This is a genomic window from Streptomyces sp. NPDC007162 (genome assembly GCF_040634175.1).
Classification (GTDB): Bacteria; Actinomycetota; Actinomycetes; order Streptomycetales; family Streptomycetaceae; genus Streptomyces.
This window is the reverse complement of sequence record NZ_JBEYFC010000188.1, coordinates 1-15,524: the sequence shown is the minus strand read 5'-3', so window position 1 is coordinate 15,524 and position 15,524 is coordinate 1. Positions and strand designations below refer to the sequence as shown.

General features: G+C 74.9%; 9 protein-coding genes. 2 read left to right on the top strand and 7 right to left on the bottom strand.

The features are described 5' to 3' along the window. The first annotated feature begins 154 nt into the window (after positions 1-154). Both ABZ646_RS22495 and ABZ646_RS22490 read left to right on the top strand, forming a co-directional pair. Positions 155-607: a GNAT family N-acetyltransferase gene (locus tag ABZ646_RS22495; protein ID WP_360521614.1), complete on the top strand. Its 453-nt coding sequence runs from the start codon at positions 155-157 to the stop codon at positions 605-607. Positions 608-625: 18 nt separating this feature from the next. After that, positions 626-1,783 carry an MFS transporter gene (locus ABZ646_RS22490; RefSeq protein WP_360521611.1) on the top strand — a complete coding sequence of 386 codons (1,158 nt, stop codon included), beginning with the start codon at positions 626-628 and terminating at the stop codon, positions 1,781-1,783. Positions 1,784-1,791: 8 nt separating this feature from the next. Here the strand turns inward: ABZ646_RS22490 and ABZ646_RS22485 are convergent, their stop codons facing one another. The 7 genes from ABZ646_RS22485 to ABZ646_RS22455 form a co-directional block, all read right to left on the bottom strand. Continuing rightward, positions 1,792-2,550 carry a DUF2182 domain-containing protein gene (locus ABZ646_RS22485; RefSeq protein ID WP_360521608.1) on the bottom strand — a complete coding sequence of 253 codons (759 nt, stop codon included), beginning with the start codon at positions 2,548-2,550 and terminating at the stop codon, positions 1,792-1,794. Further along, entirely contained in the window at positions 2,547-3,161 is a 615-nt protein-coding gene (locus ABZ646_RS22480) for a DUF1326 domain-containing protein (RefSeq protein WP_360521605.1), read from the bottom strand. Before ABZ646_RS22480 ends, ABZ646_RS22485 begins: the two co-directional genes overlap by 4 nt. Before the next feature lie 85 nt (positions 3,162-3,246). After that, positions 3,247-4,158 (bottom strand): LuxR C-terminal-related transcriptional regulator, encoded by a 912-nt coding sequence (locus ABZ646_RS22475; RefSeq protein ID WP_360521602.1) that lies wholly within the window; start codon positions 4,156-4,158, stop codon positions 3,247-3,249. A gap of 157 nt (positions 4,159-4,315) precedes the next feature. After that, positions 4,316-6,175, bottom strand: coding sequence for a hypothetical protein (locus ABZ646_RS22470; protein WP_360521599.1), 1,860 nt, complete (start codon positions 6,173-6,175; stop codon positions 4,316-4,318). After that, positions 6,172-9,687 (bottom strand): DUF5682 family protein, encoded by a 3,516-nt coding sequence (locus ABZ646_RS22465; protein WP_360521596.1) that lies wholly within the window; start codon positions 9,685-9,687, stop codon positions 6,172-6,174. Before ABZ646_RS22465 ends, ABZ646_RS22470 begins: the two co-directional genes overlap by 4 nt. Positions 9,688-9,691: 4 nt before the next feature. Further along, positions 9,692-10,891: an AAA family ATPase gene (locus ABZ646_RS22460; RefSeq protein ID WP_360521593.1), complete on the bottom strand. Its 1,200-nt coding sequence runs from the start codon at positions 10,889-10,891 to the stop codon at positions 9,692-9,694. Next, positions 10,888-15,524: hypothetical protein (locus tag ABZ646_RS22455; RefSeq protein ID WP_360521590.1), on the bottom strand; the 4,637-nt coding region annotated here is incomplete at its 5' end. The genes ABZ646_RS22455 and ABZ646_RS22460, both read right to left, overlap by 4 nt.

The window sequence follows — 15,524 nt, the reverse complement described above, 5'->3', positions numbered from 1 at the left end:
TCTCCAGCGGCGCCTACGCGATCAGCTACACGACCCAGGGCTTCAACGGCTTCGCCCCCCTGCCGTACACCTGTGTCGGCGGAGCGCGCGCGTGAGCGGCGACGGCGTACGCATACGCCACATCGCCGACGCCGACTGGGACGTCATCGCCGCCATGGAAGCCCGGGCCTACACGGAACTCGGCCTCACCGAGGGGCGCGTGGCCCTGCGGTCCAGGGCGGACGCGTCGCCGGACACCTGTTTCGTCCTGGACGTCGGCGCGCGGCCGGCCGGATACCTGCTGGCCCTGCCGTACCCGCCCTTCGCATACCCGGACCTCGAACGGACCGAAGAGCCCACGACCCCCGCGCACCGGCCCCGCAGCAACCTGCATCTGCACGACATCGTCGTCGCGGAGCGGCTGCGCGGCAGGGGACTGGGGCAGCGGCTCCTCGACCACCTGCTGCTGACCGCCCAGGCCCGCGGATTCGAGCGGATCTCACTGATCGCCGTCGGCCGGAGCGAGCGGTTCTGGTCGGCGCGCGGCTTCACCGCCCACCCGGGGATCGCTCCGGGCGGATACGGCGCGGACGCCGTGTACATGTCCCGCGTACATGTCCCGAGTTGACGAAACGAGTTGAAGCGCGTGTTCCCTGTCCAGGATCCCTTCCGGCGCGGCCGGTCGGCCATCGCCGCACTGTTCTGTTCCCTCGGCTTCCAGTACGCCACCTGGACCTCGCGGATCCCCGCGGTCAAGGCGGACCTCGGACTGACCGCGGCCGAGGTGGGGGTGCTGCTGATGGCCGCCGGCATCGGCGCCGTGGCGTCCTTCCCCCTGGTGCCGGTGCTCATGCGGCGGCTGCACTCGGCCCGGCTGTCCCTGCTGTCGGCCCTCTGCCTGGCCCTGCTGCTCCTGGGACTCGCCCTCGCGCCGAACTACCCGGTCGCCCTGATGGTCATGGTGGCCGACGGCGTGTGCGTGGGATGCCTGAACGTGGCCATGAACGCGCAGGGGACGGCCCTGGAGACCCGCTACGAACGCAACGCCATGGCAAGGCTGCACGCGACCTTCAGCGCCGGCTCCCTGCTCGCCGCGCTGCTCGCCTCCGGCATGAACGCGGCCACCTCCTCCGTCACGGCGCATTTCGCGGTGGCGGCCGTGGTGCTCGTCCTGCTCGCGGCTCTGGCGCGGCCCGGTCTGCTCCCGGACGAGACCCCCGCACCGCAGAAGCAGCGCGGAGGCCGGGCCGGATGGAGCCTGCCGTCCCGCATGACGCTCTGGATGTGCTGCGCCATGGCGTTCGGCACGGTGACCGAGGGCGCCATGAACGACTGGTCCGCCCTCTACCTGAGAGAAGTCGCCAGGGCGTCGGCGGAGCTGGCGCCGATGGGCATCGCCGTGTTCTCCGGAATGATGGTGCTGGCCCGCCTCTTCGCGGACGGCTGGCGCAGCCGCTGGGGCGACGGCCGCGTCGTGCTGGTCGGCAGCGCCCTGGCCGCCGCCGGGCTCGCCTTCGCCCTGGTGACCGGGGGAGCGGTGGCGGCCCTCGTCGGGTTCGCCTGCGTGGGACTCGGGTGTGCGGCGGTGACTCCGTGCGTCTACGTGGCCGCGGCGAAACAGGGTTCGCAGGCGCTGGCCCTGGTCGCCGCCATGGGCACGACGGGACTGCTGGCCGGGCCGCCGCTCATCGGCTTCGTGGCGAGTTCGAGCAGCCTGGTGTGGGGCCTCGGGGTCGTCGCGACGGCCGCGGTCCTGGTCTCCCTGTGCAGTACGCGGATCCGGTGGACGCCGGCGAGCGGCTGAGGGGCGTCCTACATCCCGCCCGTACCGCCACCGGTGAGGCCCGGAGCCAGTGCAGGAACCCAGAACACGGCGCCGGACAGGGCGACCGAGACGATGCCCACGGCACGGGCCACCAGACGGCCGGCCGGAGCCAGCTTCTCAGCGGTGATCACGGCGGTGAGCACCGCCATGGCCCACAGGTTCATCGCGCCGAACGCCGCCAGCAGCACCATCAGCGACCAGCAGCAACCCAGGCAGAAAACCCCGTGATGGGCTCCGGCCCGCAGATCGCGCGAGCGCCCCGGGTACGAGGCGTAGCGCAGCAGCAGCCCGACCGGCGAGCGGCACTTCGCCAGGCAGCGGTCCTTCAGCGGCGTGAGCTGGTAGACACCGTTGACCGCGAACACGGCCGCGGCCACCGCCGTCCCCGCCACGGCGGGGAGCGCGGCCGCCCGGCCCAGGCCGGCGGCCAGCCCGTACGCCGGCAGTCCGGCCGCGGCCCAGACGAACAGGTAGGCGATCGTGAAGACGGCCATCCGCGGTGCCCGGTGCACGGCGATGGTGCGTGCGTACAGCGCGGCGACGGGAGCCGTGGCGGGCAGCATCATCGCGGCCGTCATCAGCGTCCACACGGCCAGGAAAGCGGGCAGGCTCAGGCCCATGGTGCCCGGCATCACCGGCATGCCGCCCCAGCGGGCCACCATCCAGAGCCAGGCGGCCGCCGCGGCCACCAGCAGCAGTGCGGCGGGACTCGCCATCGGCCGGACGGCGGCCGGCCGGCCGGTCACGCGGACCACGTGAAGGGCGCCGAGTGTCCGTTCCCGCCGGAGAAGTCCCAGGAGCGGCCGAACACGCCGTCGCCCGTGGCCCGGGTGGACCGGGCGACCGTCAGCGTGCTGCTCACCGGATGGAAGACGCCGGTCAGCCCCATCACCGGCCCGTCCTCGCCGAACTGCGGGGCGACCTGGTCCTCGATCTCGATGTCGATGGCGTCCCCCACCCGCGCGGCGTGGCGGCGGCCGTCGTCGCGGTAGTCGATGGGCACCCGCTGCACACCGAGGACCTCGCCGATCAGCGGGGTGAGCGCCGCCATCGGGCCACCGGCCTGACCGGAGAAGATCTTGCCCAGCGCCTCCGCCTGAGCCTCGTCGGCCGCGGCGTCGAGGTACAGCGCCACCTGCCAGCCGCCCTCGGCCATCACCCGCGGCGCGTCGATGAAGACGGCGACACTGCGGTCGGCGACGTCCACACCGTCCACGTTCCCGCGGTCCACGTGGAACGCGAAGGTCACCTGGCAGCGCTCGTGGTCGGCCGGGGCGGTGAGGCCCGAGGTGGTGCAGGGGCACACCGTGTCACAGTTGCAGCTCTCCAGGTACGTGCCGTTCAGATTCCAGGGCATGGCTCCCGGCCTCCCTCTTCCACGTCCCCCTCGGCAAAGGGAATGCATCGGGAGGCCCCGTCCGTCCCGGTGCCGCTCCTCCAGGCTATTCCCGGTGACCCCCGTCGCGCAGATCGGCCGCCGGCGAGGCCGTCTCCGTCGTGGTGGTCACCGGCAGGCTGTCGGACTTCCCGCCGCTGCGGTCCAGGACCTGGCCTCTCTCACGGTCGACCGTCGACCGCTCCGGTGCCGGCACCAGCCCCAGCCGCTGGGCGTGCAGCACCGTGCTGATGCGGTCGCGGGTGCCGAGCTTGCGGTAGATGTTCTCGACGTGCTTGTGCACGGTGCGCACCGAGATGCCCAGCCGGCGGCCCACCGCGTCGGCGGTCAGCGCGTCGGTGAGCAGGAGGAGCACGGTGAGCTCCCGCGGCGTCAGCGCGCAGTCCGCCGCACGCTCGGCCGGCTCGGCGGCCAGCAGCCGCCACTGTTCCAGCAGCCGGCGCTGCTGCTCGACGGCGGCCAGCAGCGGTTGCGCCCGCTCGGCAACGCGTAGGTGGTCGTCGGTGAAGTCCGCACCGGAGCGGAAGACCAGACAGCCCGTGATCGGGGCGACCGTCCCCGGCAGCGGGACTCCCAGCACATGGTTCAGGTCCAGGGCGTCACCGAGGACCCGCGCGGTCGCGCTCGCCGCCCAGTCGCGGCCCGCGAGCCGCCGGGCCGTGACCGGGGTCCGGGCGGGACCGGCCGCGTAGTGCCGGGCGAACGGGTAGCCCGAGCGCAGCATCGTCACCGCCTCGTCGCCGAGACGCTCCAACTCGACGGCGGCGGCCGGCGGTATCCCGAGCGTGCCCCTGCCCTCGCTCCAGTCGTCCAGCTTGTAGATCAGCGTCTCGCCGCCGCACAGGCCGGTCAGGGCGTCGGCGAGCAGTGGCCAGAGCCGCTCGGGTTCGCGTTCGTGCAGGGCGGCCACCGCCAGTTCGGTGAGGCGTTCGTAGGACCTGTCCAGCCCGTGTGCCACGTCGTCCTCTCCGCCCGTCCCCTACGCAGTTGTACGCATACCCCTGCACCGACCGGCTGCCGCATGCTTCAACCGGAAACCGACGCCGGAGCGGACTCCGGTCGAGCGGGCCGCCGGCACGGGGGAGCGGCGGCCCGCGACCGGTCGTCGTGCCCGGTCAACCACCCCATGCGGCGGCGCACAGCACACGCTCGACCTCGTCGGTGCAGCGCGCCGCGGCGAGCCAGGTCCGCGCGAAGCGGCCGGTGTCCGCCGGAAGCAGGCGGCCGAAGGCATCACGCGAGCGTTCCGCCGCCGCGGCGAGCAGTGCGTCGAGGATATCGCCGGCCGTGGCGAGACCGTGCCGCCGCAGACGGTGGGAGTCCGCCGCGGAGTTCCCCGGGAAGGCCAGCACGCGCCGGCCGCCCGAGGCCGCCTGCCCGACCCGGCGGCGCAGCAGATGCAGGGGTGCCTCCTCGGGCGGGGACGCGGTGCCGGCCGGTACCGGAGCGGGCACGTCCACCTGTTGGAGCCGGTCAAGACCCAGGTCGACCCGGTGTCCGGCGAGCGTGGGATGTTCGCTCGCGAGCAACTGGGCGCGGGCGTGCGAAGCCGGTGCGAGCCGGGCGATCACCCGGAGCCGGCTGCCGCGGGCGGCGGCCAGCAACCGCAGGTTGTCCCGGTACGGGAGCGCCGGATGGTCGTGTGCGACCGTCAGCCGCAGCGGCACCCCGCCGCAGTCCGCCAGCAGGCAGTCACCCGCGGTCTCCCGCACCGGACCGACCAGTGTCACCTCCAGGAACAGCAGATCGTGCCCACCGCCGAGGGCACGCCCGGCCTGCTCGGCCACCGGTACCGCCCACAACCGGTCCAACGGCTCGGCTCGCCAGTCCACGCCCGGCGCACGCACGGCCCGTACACCCTTGCCCGCGCCCAGCCGCCCGGTCGGTGACAGGGTCGCTCCGGAGACCGCGAGCCCCGCCCTCGACAACTCGCGATGCGTCAACGCCGTGTCACCGACCCGTACGGCACGGTCGGCGGCGCCCACCGCCCGCCCCGCGCCGCCCGGCGCCACGTCCGAGACGCTGCACAGCCGGCCCCCGGCGTCCGCGGTCCAGGTCACGGCCCCCGCGTAACCGCTCGCGGTGACCACCGGTTCGGAGAACAGGCCGTACAGGCGCAGCGAACCGTCCGGGGCGTACGGCATGCGTACGGTGCCGCGCAGTTCGGCCAGTTCCCCGCCGGTCGCGAACGGGACCCGGTAGGCCACGTACAGGGTCTCCGACAGGGCGGTGACCAGGTCGGCGAGCCGGAACGCCGGGTCGGCCGCCCGCGCCGCACGCAACGCGGCGACCACGGAGACCGCGGCTGAGGCCCCCCGGGGCAGACCGGCGAGCCGCGCGGTGTGGGCGGCACGCAACAACTCCGCCTGCACCACGGCACCTGAACCGTCCGTACCGGCGTCGAGCACGGCAGCGGCGGCGGCGAGAAGGGCCTGCGCGGCGCTGAGTTGAGAGGGGGTGGCGGCCTCTTCCGGGGAAGGGCCGGGAGCCTCCGAAGCAGTCGGCTGCGGTGCCCGCGCATCGGTCGGCTGCGGTGTCCCCGCAGCGGTCGGACGGGGTGTCCCCGCATCGGTCGGCTGGGGTGTCTGCGAAGCGGTCGGCCCGGGTACGTCCGAAGCGGCAGGCCCGGATGCCCGTCTCCCGCCGGTCTCGCCGTCGACCGGGGCATCCGCGGATCCGGACGCATCGCCCACCGGTGCCGCCGAGGCCGCGGCCGCCCGGTGCAGGCAGTCCGGGGCCAGCAGACAGCCACAGCGCACGGCGGCCGCCTCGGTCACGACCCCACCCGGTGCGTGCAGCTCGAGCACGGACCCCTCGTCGTCGACGATGACGCGCACGGTGTCGCCGTCCCGGACGACGGGGCGGACCGCCAGCTTGGCGACGCCCGCGTCCAGCCGCTTGCGCAGCCGGGGCGAAAGAGCCGCGACCAGTTCCGCGGTCACGATCGGCGCCACCGGAGGCAGTTCGGTACTCATGCGATCTTCTCCCCTACCCAGCGGGCGAGTTCCAGCGGGCTGAGGGCGGCCACCGGCATCCCCGCGGCGACCAGCTGCCCGGCGACCCCGGTGGAGTAGCGCGGGCGGCCCGAGTCGTCGAGGCTCGCGCACCCCAGCACCTGACAGCCCGCGCCGACCAGCGCCCTCACCTCCGCGAGCAGTCCACCGACCGGATGGCCCTCCTCGAAGTCGCTGACCACGACCACGAGCGTGCGGGACGGCACCGTCACCAGCTCCCGCGCGTGCCGCAGCCCGGCCGCGATGTGGGTGCCGCCGCCGACGCTGACCTCCAGCAGCAGCGACAGCGGGTCGGCGACATGGTCGGTGAGGTCGATGACCTCGGTGGAGAACGCCAGGAAGTGCGTGGAGAGCGTCGGCACGCCGGCCAGCACCGAGGCGGTGAGTGCCGCCCAGACCGTCGAGGCCTCCATGGACCCCGACACATCGGTGACCAGGATCAGCCGCCAGTCGGCGGCTCGTCGGGCCCGGGTCCGGAAGACCGGGTGCTCCGGGATCACCCGGACCGTGCCGTCCGGCGTGCGGCGTGCGGTGGCCAGGTTGGCGCGCAGGGTGCGCGGCAGATCGAGGCCACCGCCGGGGCGTCGGCTCGGACGCGGCAGGGCGGTGCCGTGCAACGCCGGGCGCAGCCGCGTGGCCAGCTCCCGGGTCAGCGCGTCCACCAGTCGCCGGACCAGTGGACGCAGTGCCGCGAGCCGGGCCTCGGGCAGCCCACCGGCATGCCGCAGCACCGAGCGCAGCAGGTCCACGGAGGGCCGCACCGTGTCCGGATCCAACTCCGCCAGCACGTCCTGACGTCCGGTCGCGGCGGCCGCGGCCAGCACCTCCTCCCTGATGCCGGGCCCGAACAGCGCCGCCAGCTCCTGCGACCACTCCCGCACCCCGGGATACGGTGCCTCACGCCCACCGCCCCCGCCGCCGAGGCCGCCCCGGCTGCCCTCCCCGCGCCCGCTGCCGTACAGCTCGTCGAGTGCGGTGGCCAACGCATGTGCCGAAGAGGGAAGTTGCTCGGTTCGGCGGCCCAGGAGCAGGCGCCAGCGATCGGCGGGGGACAGCCGGTGCTCTTCCGTGAGCGAGGAGGTGCTGGTGCCGTCGCCTGCCGGCTCCGCGTGAACTTGAGGCGAGGGGAGCAGGCCGAGCACGCGCAGGGCGTCGCGGGCCGCCAGGTCGGCGCGGGTCCAGGTGGCCAGGGCAACGGGATCGAGCGCCCCGGTGTCGGCCACGCGGTCGGTGCCGAGGCGCCCCTCCACGCCGGTCAGCAGGCGCTCCCGGTCGGCCGGGCTCAGGGTGTCGAAACCGCCGCGCAGCGCCGGAAGCCGGTCGAGGAAGTCCCGGTCGGACAGCTGGGACACCCGGTCGACCAGGGGCTCCAACGTCGGTGCCGCCGCCTCCAGCAGTCGCCCGACCGCCGTCAGCAGCCCCGTCAGCCGGGCGGTGAGCGCGGCCCGGGAGCCGGTGTCGACCGCCCCGTCGACCCAGGAAGCGACCCGGCCGCCGAATGCCTCCGGCTGCTCCTGACCGAGCAGTACCCGGACGGCCCCGGCGGCGCCGCGCATCAACGGCGAACCGTCGGCGGCGAGCCGGGCCAGGGCATCGGCGAGCCGCACACCGCCCAGCACGTCGGCACGCTGGGCGAGTTCGAGCAGGGCGTGGGCGTCGGCCGGATCCTCGGAACCGGTGAGGCCGTCCACCTGGCGTACCGCCGCCGCGGTCAGCAGCTCGGCCACCGCGACGGCCATGGCGGTACGGTCCCGGTCCGCGTCGAGGCCGGCGATGTGGCCGGTGCGCAGGCGGTCCAACAGCGCCAGGCCGGCGAGGAGTTCGGGGAGGGTGCCGGAGCCGGGGAGTACGTCGGCGGTGTCGCCGAGCCGCTCCTCCACCAGCTCCGGCAGACCGCAGTGCGCCGCCTGCTCCAGACCGTCGAGCACCTGTGCCGCCGTGGGCCCGCCGGCGTCCCGCTGCGTGCGGGCGCGCTCGCGCAACAGCCCCTCGGCCGCCTGGGCGAGGGTGACCCCGCGGATCCCGGCGGCGGCCAGCATCGCGGCGGTGGCCGGTGTCCAGCGGACCTCCCAGCGGGAGGTGAGGGCGTCGGCGCCGCCGGCACCGGTCACGGACCTGGGCTCGGCGTACGGCACCGAGCACAACGTCAGGCGGCGCAGGAGCAGTTCGCGGCGGCGGTCCAGGTCCGAGCGGAGGGGGTCGAGGCGGAGGTCCCGGGACGCACCGGGACCGCCCTCGGCCGGCCCGGGCAGACCGAGTACGTCGATCTCGGTCTCCACCGCCGGGACGAGGCCGCTGCGCGGCGCGGCGGGCGCGGGCCGGCCGGTGCGGTGGCCGATCAGTACCGTCTCCATCGCGCGCGCGACGGCTCGGCCCCGGCCGTACGGTTCACCCTGGGCCAGTACCGTCTGGACCGCCTCGACCAGCTCGCCGCGGCCCGCGGCGGGGAGGTTGCGCAGGCGGGCGAGGTCTCCGGCGAGGCGGGTGATCTCTCTTGCGTCGGCCGGGCCCGAGGGGTGGCCCAGGTTTCGTAGCTCTGCGCAGACCCGGACCGAGGCACGGGTCAACGCGTCTGCCAGCAAAGGGAGTTCACCTCCCGCTTCGAGGATCGTGTGCTGCCACTCGGGGTCGCGGATACCGGCGGGGTAGCCGGAGCGCTCGTCGAGGAGGGCGTAGGTGTAGGGGATGAGAGAGGTGGTCCATTCGCGTGCGGGCCGCTGGGGGCTTGTCACGCCGCTCCTCGCGTCCCTGCAGGGGCGCGTCAGTGCCGGAGTATGGAAGGCGCCGACCACCAAAGCCGCTCGCTCGCCGTTCTTCGTCGCCTCCGTCAGCCGGGTGCGCATCCACTCCTCCCGTCGCAGATCCATCTCCGACACGGCCGACTCCGACCGCAGCGCCCATCCCGTCAGCAGCGCCGCCCTGCGCAGTGCCTCCGGTGTCGAACCGGGCGCGGCCGTCTCCACCAGCCGGTCCCAGAGGTCGTCCCCCGGGCGGCCCGTGAGCCGGGAACGCAGGGCGGCCGACAGGCCGCCCGGACCCTGCACTGACGCAGACCCCCGTTCCTGCCAACCCCGGTCCGCCAGCGGAAGGTCGCAGGCCACCACCGGTACCGCGTGCCGCGCGGCCCACCGCACCGCCGCCAGTTCCGGGGAGAAGTCCGCGAACGGGTAGAAGGCCGGGCCGCCGCTGCCGTCGGCCGGTGCCGCCGCGAGCGCCACCGGGGCCCGGGTCTCCTCGTGGGCGAGCCACGGCAGCCAGTCCTGCAACTCGGCCGGCAGCTCGACGAGCAGGACGTCCGGCTTCGCGTCGGCCAGCAGCGCCGGTACGGCCGCGGCCAGCGACGGCGCGTGGTGCCGTACACCGATCAGGTAGGGCCCCGCCGGATCGGTGAGGGCCGCGAGGGCTGTCTCGGGTGAGCCGGAGTCGACGGCATCGGGTGAGCCGGACGCGACGTCCTCGGAGGATTCGGGCACGACGTCATGCCTCCAGGACCGTGCGCAGGTCCCACAGGGTGCGCCAGGTCGCCGAGCCCTGTTCCGCGCGTCGTCGGACCGGGCCGTCCCAGTAGCCGCGCAGCCGGGCCGCGTCGGCCGGGTCGTCCTTGCGCACGACACCCAGGAGATGACCCGGCAGCAGGCCGAGGACGTCCCGGTCGCCGGGGAAGTAGGCCGCGGCCAGGGCCAGCGCGCCCGCCACCGACACCGCCTCCGCCGTGCTCATCACCGTGGACGGGCGCTCCACCTCCCAGCCCTCGGCCGACCGTCCCTCGCGCAGGTCCCGGAACGCGGTGACCAGGGCCTCCAGGACCGCGTCGTCGACCTGGAAGGGCGCCCCGGCCCGCTCCACCGAAGCCCTGGCCTGACCGCGCACCAGCGCGGTCTCGGCGTCCAGGTCCGGGATGGGGCCCACGGTCTCGAAGTTGAAGCGCCGCTTGAGCGCGGCCGACATCTCCGAGACGCCCCGGTCCCGCAGGTTGGCCGTGGCGATGAGGGTGAAGCCCGGTGCCGCGTGCGCCAACGCGTCGTCCGTGCCCGCCAGTTCGGGCACCGCGATGCGCCGCTCGGACAGCAACGACACCAAGGAGTCCTGGACTTCCGGCAGACACCGCGTGACCTCCTCCACGCGCGCGACGGCACCCCTGGACATCGCGGTGAGCACCGGGGACGGGACGAGGGCCTGCCTGCTGGGGCCCTGCGCGAGCAGCAGGGCGTAGTTCCAGCCGTACTTGAGCTGGTCCTCGGTCGTGCCTGCGGTGCCCTGCACGACCAGACCGCTGGTGCCGCACACCGCGGCCGACAGCAGCTCGGACAGCATCGATTTGGCGGTACCCGGCTCGCCGACCAGCAGCAGCCCCCGCTCACCGGCGAGGGTCACCACACAACGCTCGACGAGGGCGCGGTCACCGACGAACTTGTCCGCCACGACCAGCCGGCGCGGCACCCCCTGCGGCACCGCGGCGTCGTCGGGCAGCCGCAGCGCCTGGCCGCCGCTGCCCATGACGAAGGTGACGACGGCCCGGGGCGTGAGCCGCCACGCGGGCGGCCGCGGCCCGGAGTCGTACGCGGTGAGGAAGGCCAGTTCGGTGGCGTACCGGTCCTCGGGCGGGACGATCTGGCGGAGGGGAGCGGTGGCGGTCATCTGCGGGACGTCCTCGGCGGTGGTGCGGATCGGGGTCATCGGCGGCGGCCTCTGCGGGTCGCCCGGGTCGTCAACTGCTCGTACGCGGGCGCGTCCCCGGCCCTGACGCGCTCCCAGGCACGGGCGAACAGCTCCGGCACCGGGACCAGCGGCAGGGTGCGGTCGCCGTCGGAGACCGGGTAGAGGGCCTCCTTCCAGGTCTCCACCGGAAGGGCCGGGGCCCTGAGGTCACGCCAGCCGCAGGGCAGGAACAGCGTGCGGCCGGCGCGGGGACGCTTCGCCTCGACCACCAGATCGGTGCCCGCGAGTTCGGCCCGCGTCCTCTTCGCCCGGGCGGGCTTCCAGCCGCTCCAGCGCGCGCAGTTGCGGTCGGTCGGATCGGGCAGCGCCAGCAACTGGAGGTAGAGCGCCGCCGCGTCCTCGCCCAGGCCGTGGGCCGCGGCGACCTCGGCCACCAGCCCGGGCACGCTGACCATGGGATCCTGCGGGTGTCCCGCGGGCCCCTCCGCCGCGACGGCCCGGGCGAGTTCGTCACCGAGGAGCGTGCGGACGGCCCGGAGACCGGCCCCGCGCCCGGCGCCGAGCAGCCCCTCCAGGAGCCCGAGGACGGGGTCGTCCGGGCCGCTCAGCGCGGCCGGCCGGAGCCGGACGTGCTCCGTTTCCGCGTACCAGGGGCACAGCACCAGCGCGTCGCCGATCCGCGTCACCCCGTGCGCGTCGCCGCCGCCGGTCTCGGGCAGCCCGTACACCTTGCGCAGCCGCACCGAGGCCGGGCCGTCCTTCTCGGTCCAGTCCAGGTCCAGGTCGAGCAGCAGCTCGGGATCGGCCAGGCGACGGCGCAGCGCGGCCAGCCCGGTCGGCAGCCCGGCCCGCAGCGGATGTCCGTACGGCAGCACGTACGCGAGCGCGGCCAGGCTCCCCACGGCTCCCGTCAGCTCGTACGAGCTGGGCACCGCCGACGGGTCGGCAGGCGTCGGATCGCCGTCCGCGCCGGGCCGGAACACCGTGGTGCGGGCGAGCCAGGGGACCCGCGACGGGTTGAGCACGGTCTCCGCGTGAGCGATTCCCATACCGGCGAGATCGGTGCTGAGGTCCTCCGGCAGGCGAACCAGGGTGCCGAGCCGCTCGGCCCACAGCCGGCCCGCGGCAGCCGTGCGAGGGCCGGCCGTCCACAGATCGGCGGGGTCCTCGGGCAGCAGCGCGGCGAGCAGTGCCCGCTGTTCGTCCTGGCCGAGCGAGTTCAGCAGTTCGGCGCCGAAGGCCCGTTGCCGGGGCTTGAGGCCGATGACGGCGAGCTCCTCGGCGGCGGGCGCCTGCGGCCGGCCGGCCAGCAGCACGGTGGCCTGGAGGGGGCCGAGGCCGCCGTCCGTCGCGGCCACCAGTTCCCCGGAGGCCTCGGGACGCCAGGGTGCGGCGCCCTTGTCCCGGACCAGCCGGGTGAGTTCGGCGAGCCGCTGGGCCGGTATCCCGGTGGTGTACCGGGTCTCCTCGACCAGTGTGAAGTGGCCGACGGCGCCGAACACCCCGGACGGGTCGTGGTCAAGGGCCAGCCACTCGACCCGGTCCAGCTGTGGGTCCACGCTCTGGCAGCCGAGCACGACGACCGTACGGCCGTCCCGGCGCAGCACCTGGCCCGCCCGCTGCTGCTTGTCGTGCGGTTCGCCCAGCACGACCTCGCGCAGTGTGTCCCCGAGCCCGAGGAGCGGCCCCTCGGTCAGCGCCTCGAACAGCAGGAGCAGCGGCTCGCGCTGGACGTCGGAGAGCGCGGGGGAGGCGGCCCGGTAGGCGAGCGGCCGCAGGGCGCCCAGGACCGGCGGCCACACCGCGCCGATGCGGGGGACGGTGTGCTCGTCGCTCAGCCAGCCGCCGCCGACGGCGTGCCGGTCGCGGTGCGCGAGCGGTGTGCCGTCGGCGGGCTTTCCGGACAGCACGTGGTTCACCGAGCGGATCTGGCGCAGCGCGGTGAAACCGGCGTACCACGCGTTCTGTATGGTCACGATTCCCGCGGCGGCGTCGTGCAGGGCGCGGTCCCCGCCGTGCTCGGGGCTGTAGTCGGCGAACATGCCCTCGGTCCGCTGCCGCGGCTGCCGCTCCACCTCCAGCGGCGGCGCGGCGAGCTTCGCGGCCGACTCGCGGACCCGCAGGGCCGCTCGGACGAGAGAGGCGACCCCGGCCAGCAGCCGCCGGTCGGTCAGTTCGGGCAGCGCCCCCGCCACCGCGGTCAGGGCGACCTCGTCGGCGGCGGGCACCGCGGCCCTGGCCTTCTCGTCCTGGCCGGCCCGGGTCAGCGCCTCCTGCCGTTCGGCCAGTGCGGTCGCCGTCGTCCGCATCAGCTCGCCCGCCGAGTCGTCGGACAGGCCGCGCAGCACGGCGGAGCCGCGTGCGTCGCGGGGTCGCAGCGCGTGCCAGAACGGGACCGGCGGCACCAGCCGCGTCCCGGCCGCGTACGCCCCGCCGGACTCCCCGAAGGACACCCGGCCCAGCTCGGTGCCGTCGTCCGCGTGCAGGGAGACGCTCTGGTACGTCTGCGCGGCGATCGGCTCCGCCCCGCCCGGCAGCCGCAGCGCTCCCAACGGCACCCGGCCGCTGTGCCCCGTACGCAGGGTCACCTTCCGCCCGTCCGGCGTACCGGCGGTCGTGCGGGTCTCGGCGCCCTCGCCCCGGGTGCGCACCCACCGCCCGAGTACCGTGCCGTCGGTGCCGAACGGGCTGTGCTCAAGGCCGGGTTGCAGGGGCAGCACCTCGCAGGAGCCGTGTCGCAGCGAGGCGTCCTCCCGGACCGCGGACGCCAGCAGCGCGGGCAGCGAGGCCCGCCCGTGCTCGCCGGTCGCCGGGTCGTACTCCAGCCACACCGACTGCCGGCCCTGCCTGCCCTGCCGCCAGTAGGTGATGCCGTCGCCGATCACCGGGCGGCCCGGCGGCAGGACGGTGTCGCCGGCGTGCAGGGTCCGGCCGCCCGTCGCCCGGCCGCCTCCGGGCAGCGGGATCGACGCGTTGGCCGCGTCCATGCCGGACCACCAGCCGGGGAGCTGCTCGCCGCCGACCGGGAACACGTCGGCCGGGCGGTTCGACCAGTAGCCGTACTGCTTGGAGCCGTCGCGCCACATCACCAGCAACTCGCCGTCGGCGTACCGGTACCGGGGCCGCTGCCAGCGGTCCAGGTCGGTGGGCAGCCGCAGTTCGTGCGTGAGCAGCACCCCCTCGGGTCCGACCACCACCGCCCGGTGCCCGCGCGCCAGGATCAGCGCGGGCCATGCCTCGGTCACCGCCAGGGAGTTGTCCCGGTCCTTGCGGATCTCGGTGTCCAGCAGCTCCAGCGCCTCGTCCAGGGCGGCCCAGCCCAGTTCGTCCAGGATGCCGGCGCGCAGCGTGCGGCCGAGGACCGGGACGATGTCGTACCCGTCGAGCAGGCGGACGGCGGGCGGGCTCTCCTGCATCACGGTCCGGAAGGGGCGCAGTCGCTCCAGCCCCGCCTCGACGGCCGGCAGTCCGGAACAGGAGGCGAACTCCGCGGTCGTCTCCTGCAGCCACCGGCGCAGTATGCCGCCGAGTACCGGATGCGCGGCCGCCTTGGCCAGGTCCTTGCCCTGGCCGCGCCCGAGCCCCTCGACGGCCCCGGCCAGCAGCAGGCGGTGACCCGGTTCGGCCGCGACGGCCTTCAGATCGCGCTGTCCGGGCCGCTCGTCGCCGAGCCAGGTGCCGAGCGGCAGGTACACCTCCTCGTCCGCGTCGGGCACGGTCAGCGCGATGCCCTCCGCCACGCACAGGTCCAGCAGATCGAGGTCGGCCCCGGCCCGCCAGCGCCCGGTGAACAGGTCGACGGGCCGGCCGGCCGCGCGCAGCCGCGGTGCCATCCGCTCGACCAGCGCCAGCGTCGCCGGGGAGCGGTGCGCGTACGCCGCCCCGTGCTTGCGGTGCTGCGCCCACCGGGTCAGCCAGTCCGCCGCGTCGACCTGGCCGCCCTCCTCGGTGAGCAGCAGGTCGGCCCCGCACTCCGCGAGCAGCGTCAGCCAGAACTCGTCGTCCGCCACCTCACCGCCCAGCCCGGCCGGCATGATCTCCAGCAGCCGTACCCGGATCTCGGGCCGCCGCTCGGCCAGGACCGGCAGCACGGCGCGGTAGGCGTTCCAGAAGGAGGCGGGCGCCCGCACCGCGGCCGGGGACACCAGCAGGTCGGCGACGAGCGCGCGCTCCTCGGTGCCCCGGTCAAGACCGGCTGCCTTGATCAGCCCGCGCGCGTCCTGCGGCAGCGAGGCGTACGGCGGCATACCGGCCGCGCAGCGCTCCACCGTCAGTTGCCGGAACTGGGCCCAGGCGACGGCCGGTTCGAGCCGCCGGGCCAGGTCCCGCACGTACTCCTTGAGCGCCTTCACGGTGAGTGCCCCGGCGAACGCGAACTCCAGGAACACCGCCCGCTGCCGCTCCTCGTCCACCGAGAGGGCGTGCACCCGCTCCGCCTCCCGGGCCTTGCCGAAGAAAGCGGCCGCGTAGGTGGTGTTCTCGTGCTGGAGGAAGACCCGCGCGGCCTGCTCGTAGAACGTGGGCAGGAAGTGCGGGACCGCACGGCCCAGTCGCTCGCCGAGCGCCTCGAAGCCCTCCTTCGCGTTGCCCGGCTTGGACTTGGCCTGCCGGGCCAGCCGTTCCACGTCCTTGACCAGGGCGAGGGCGTGAT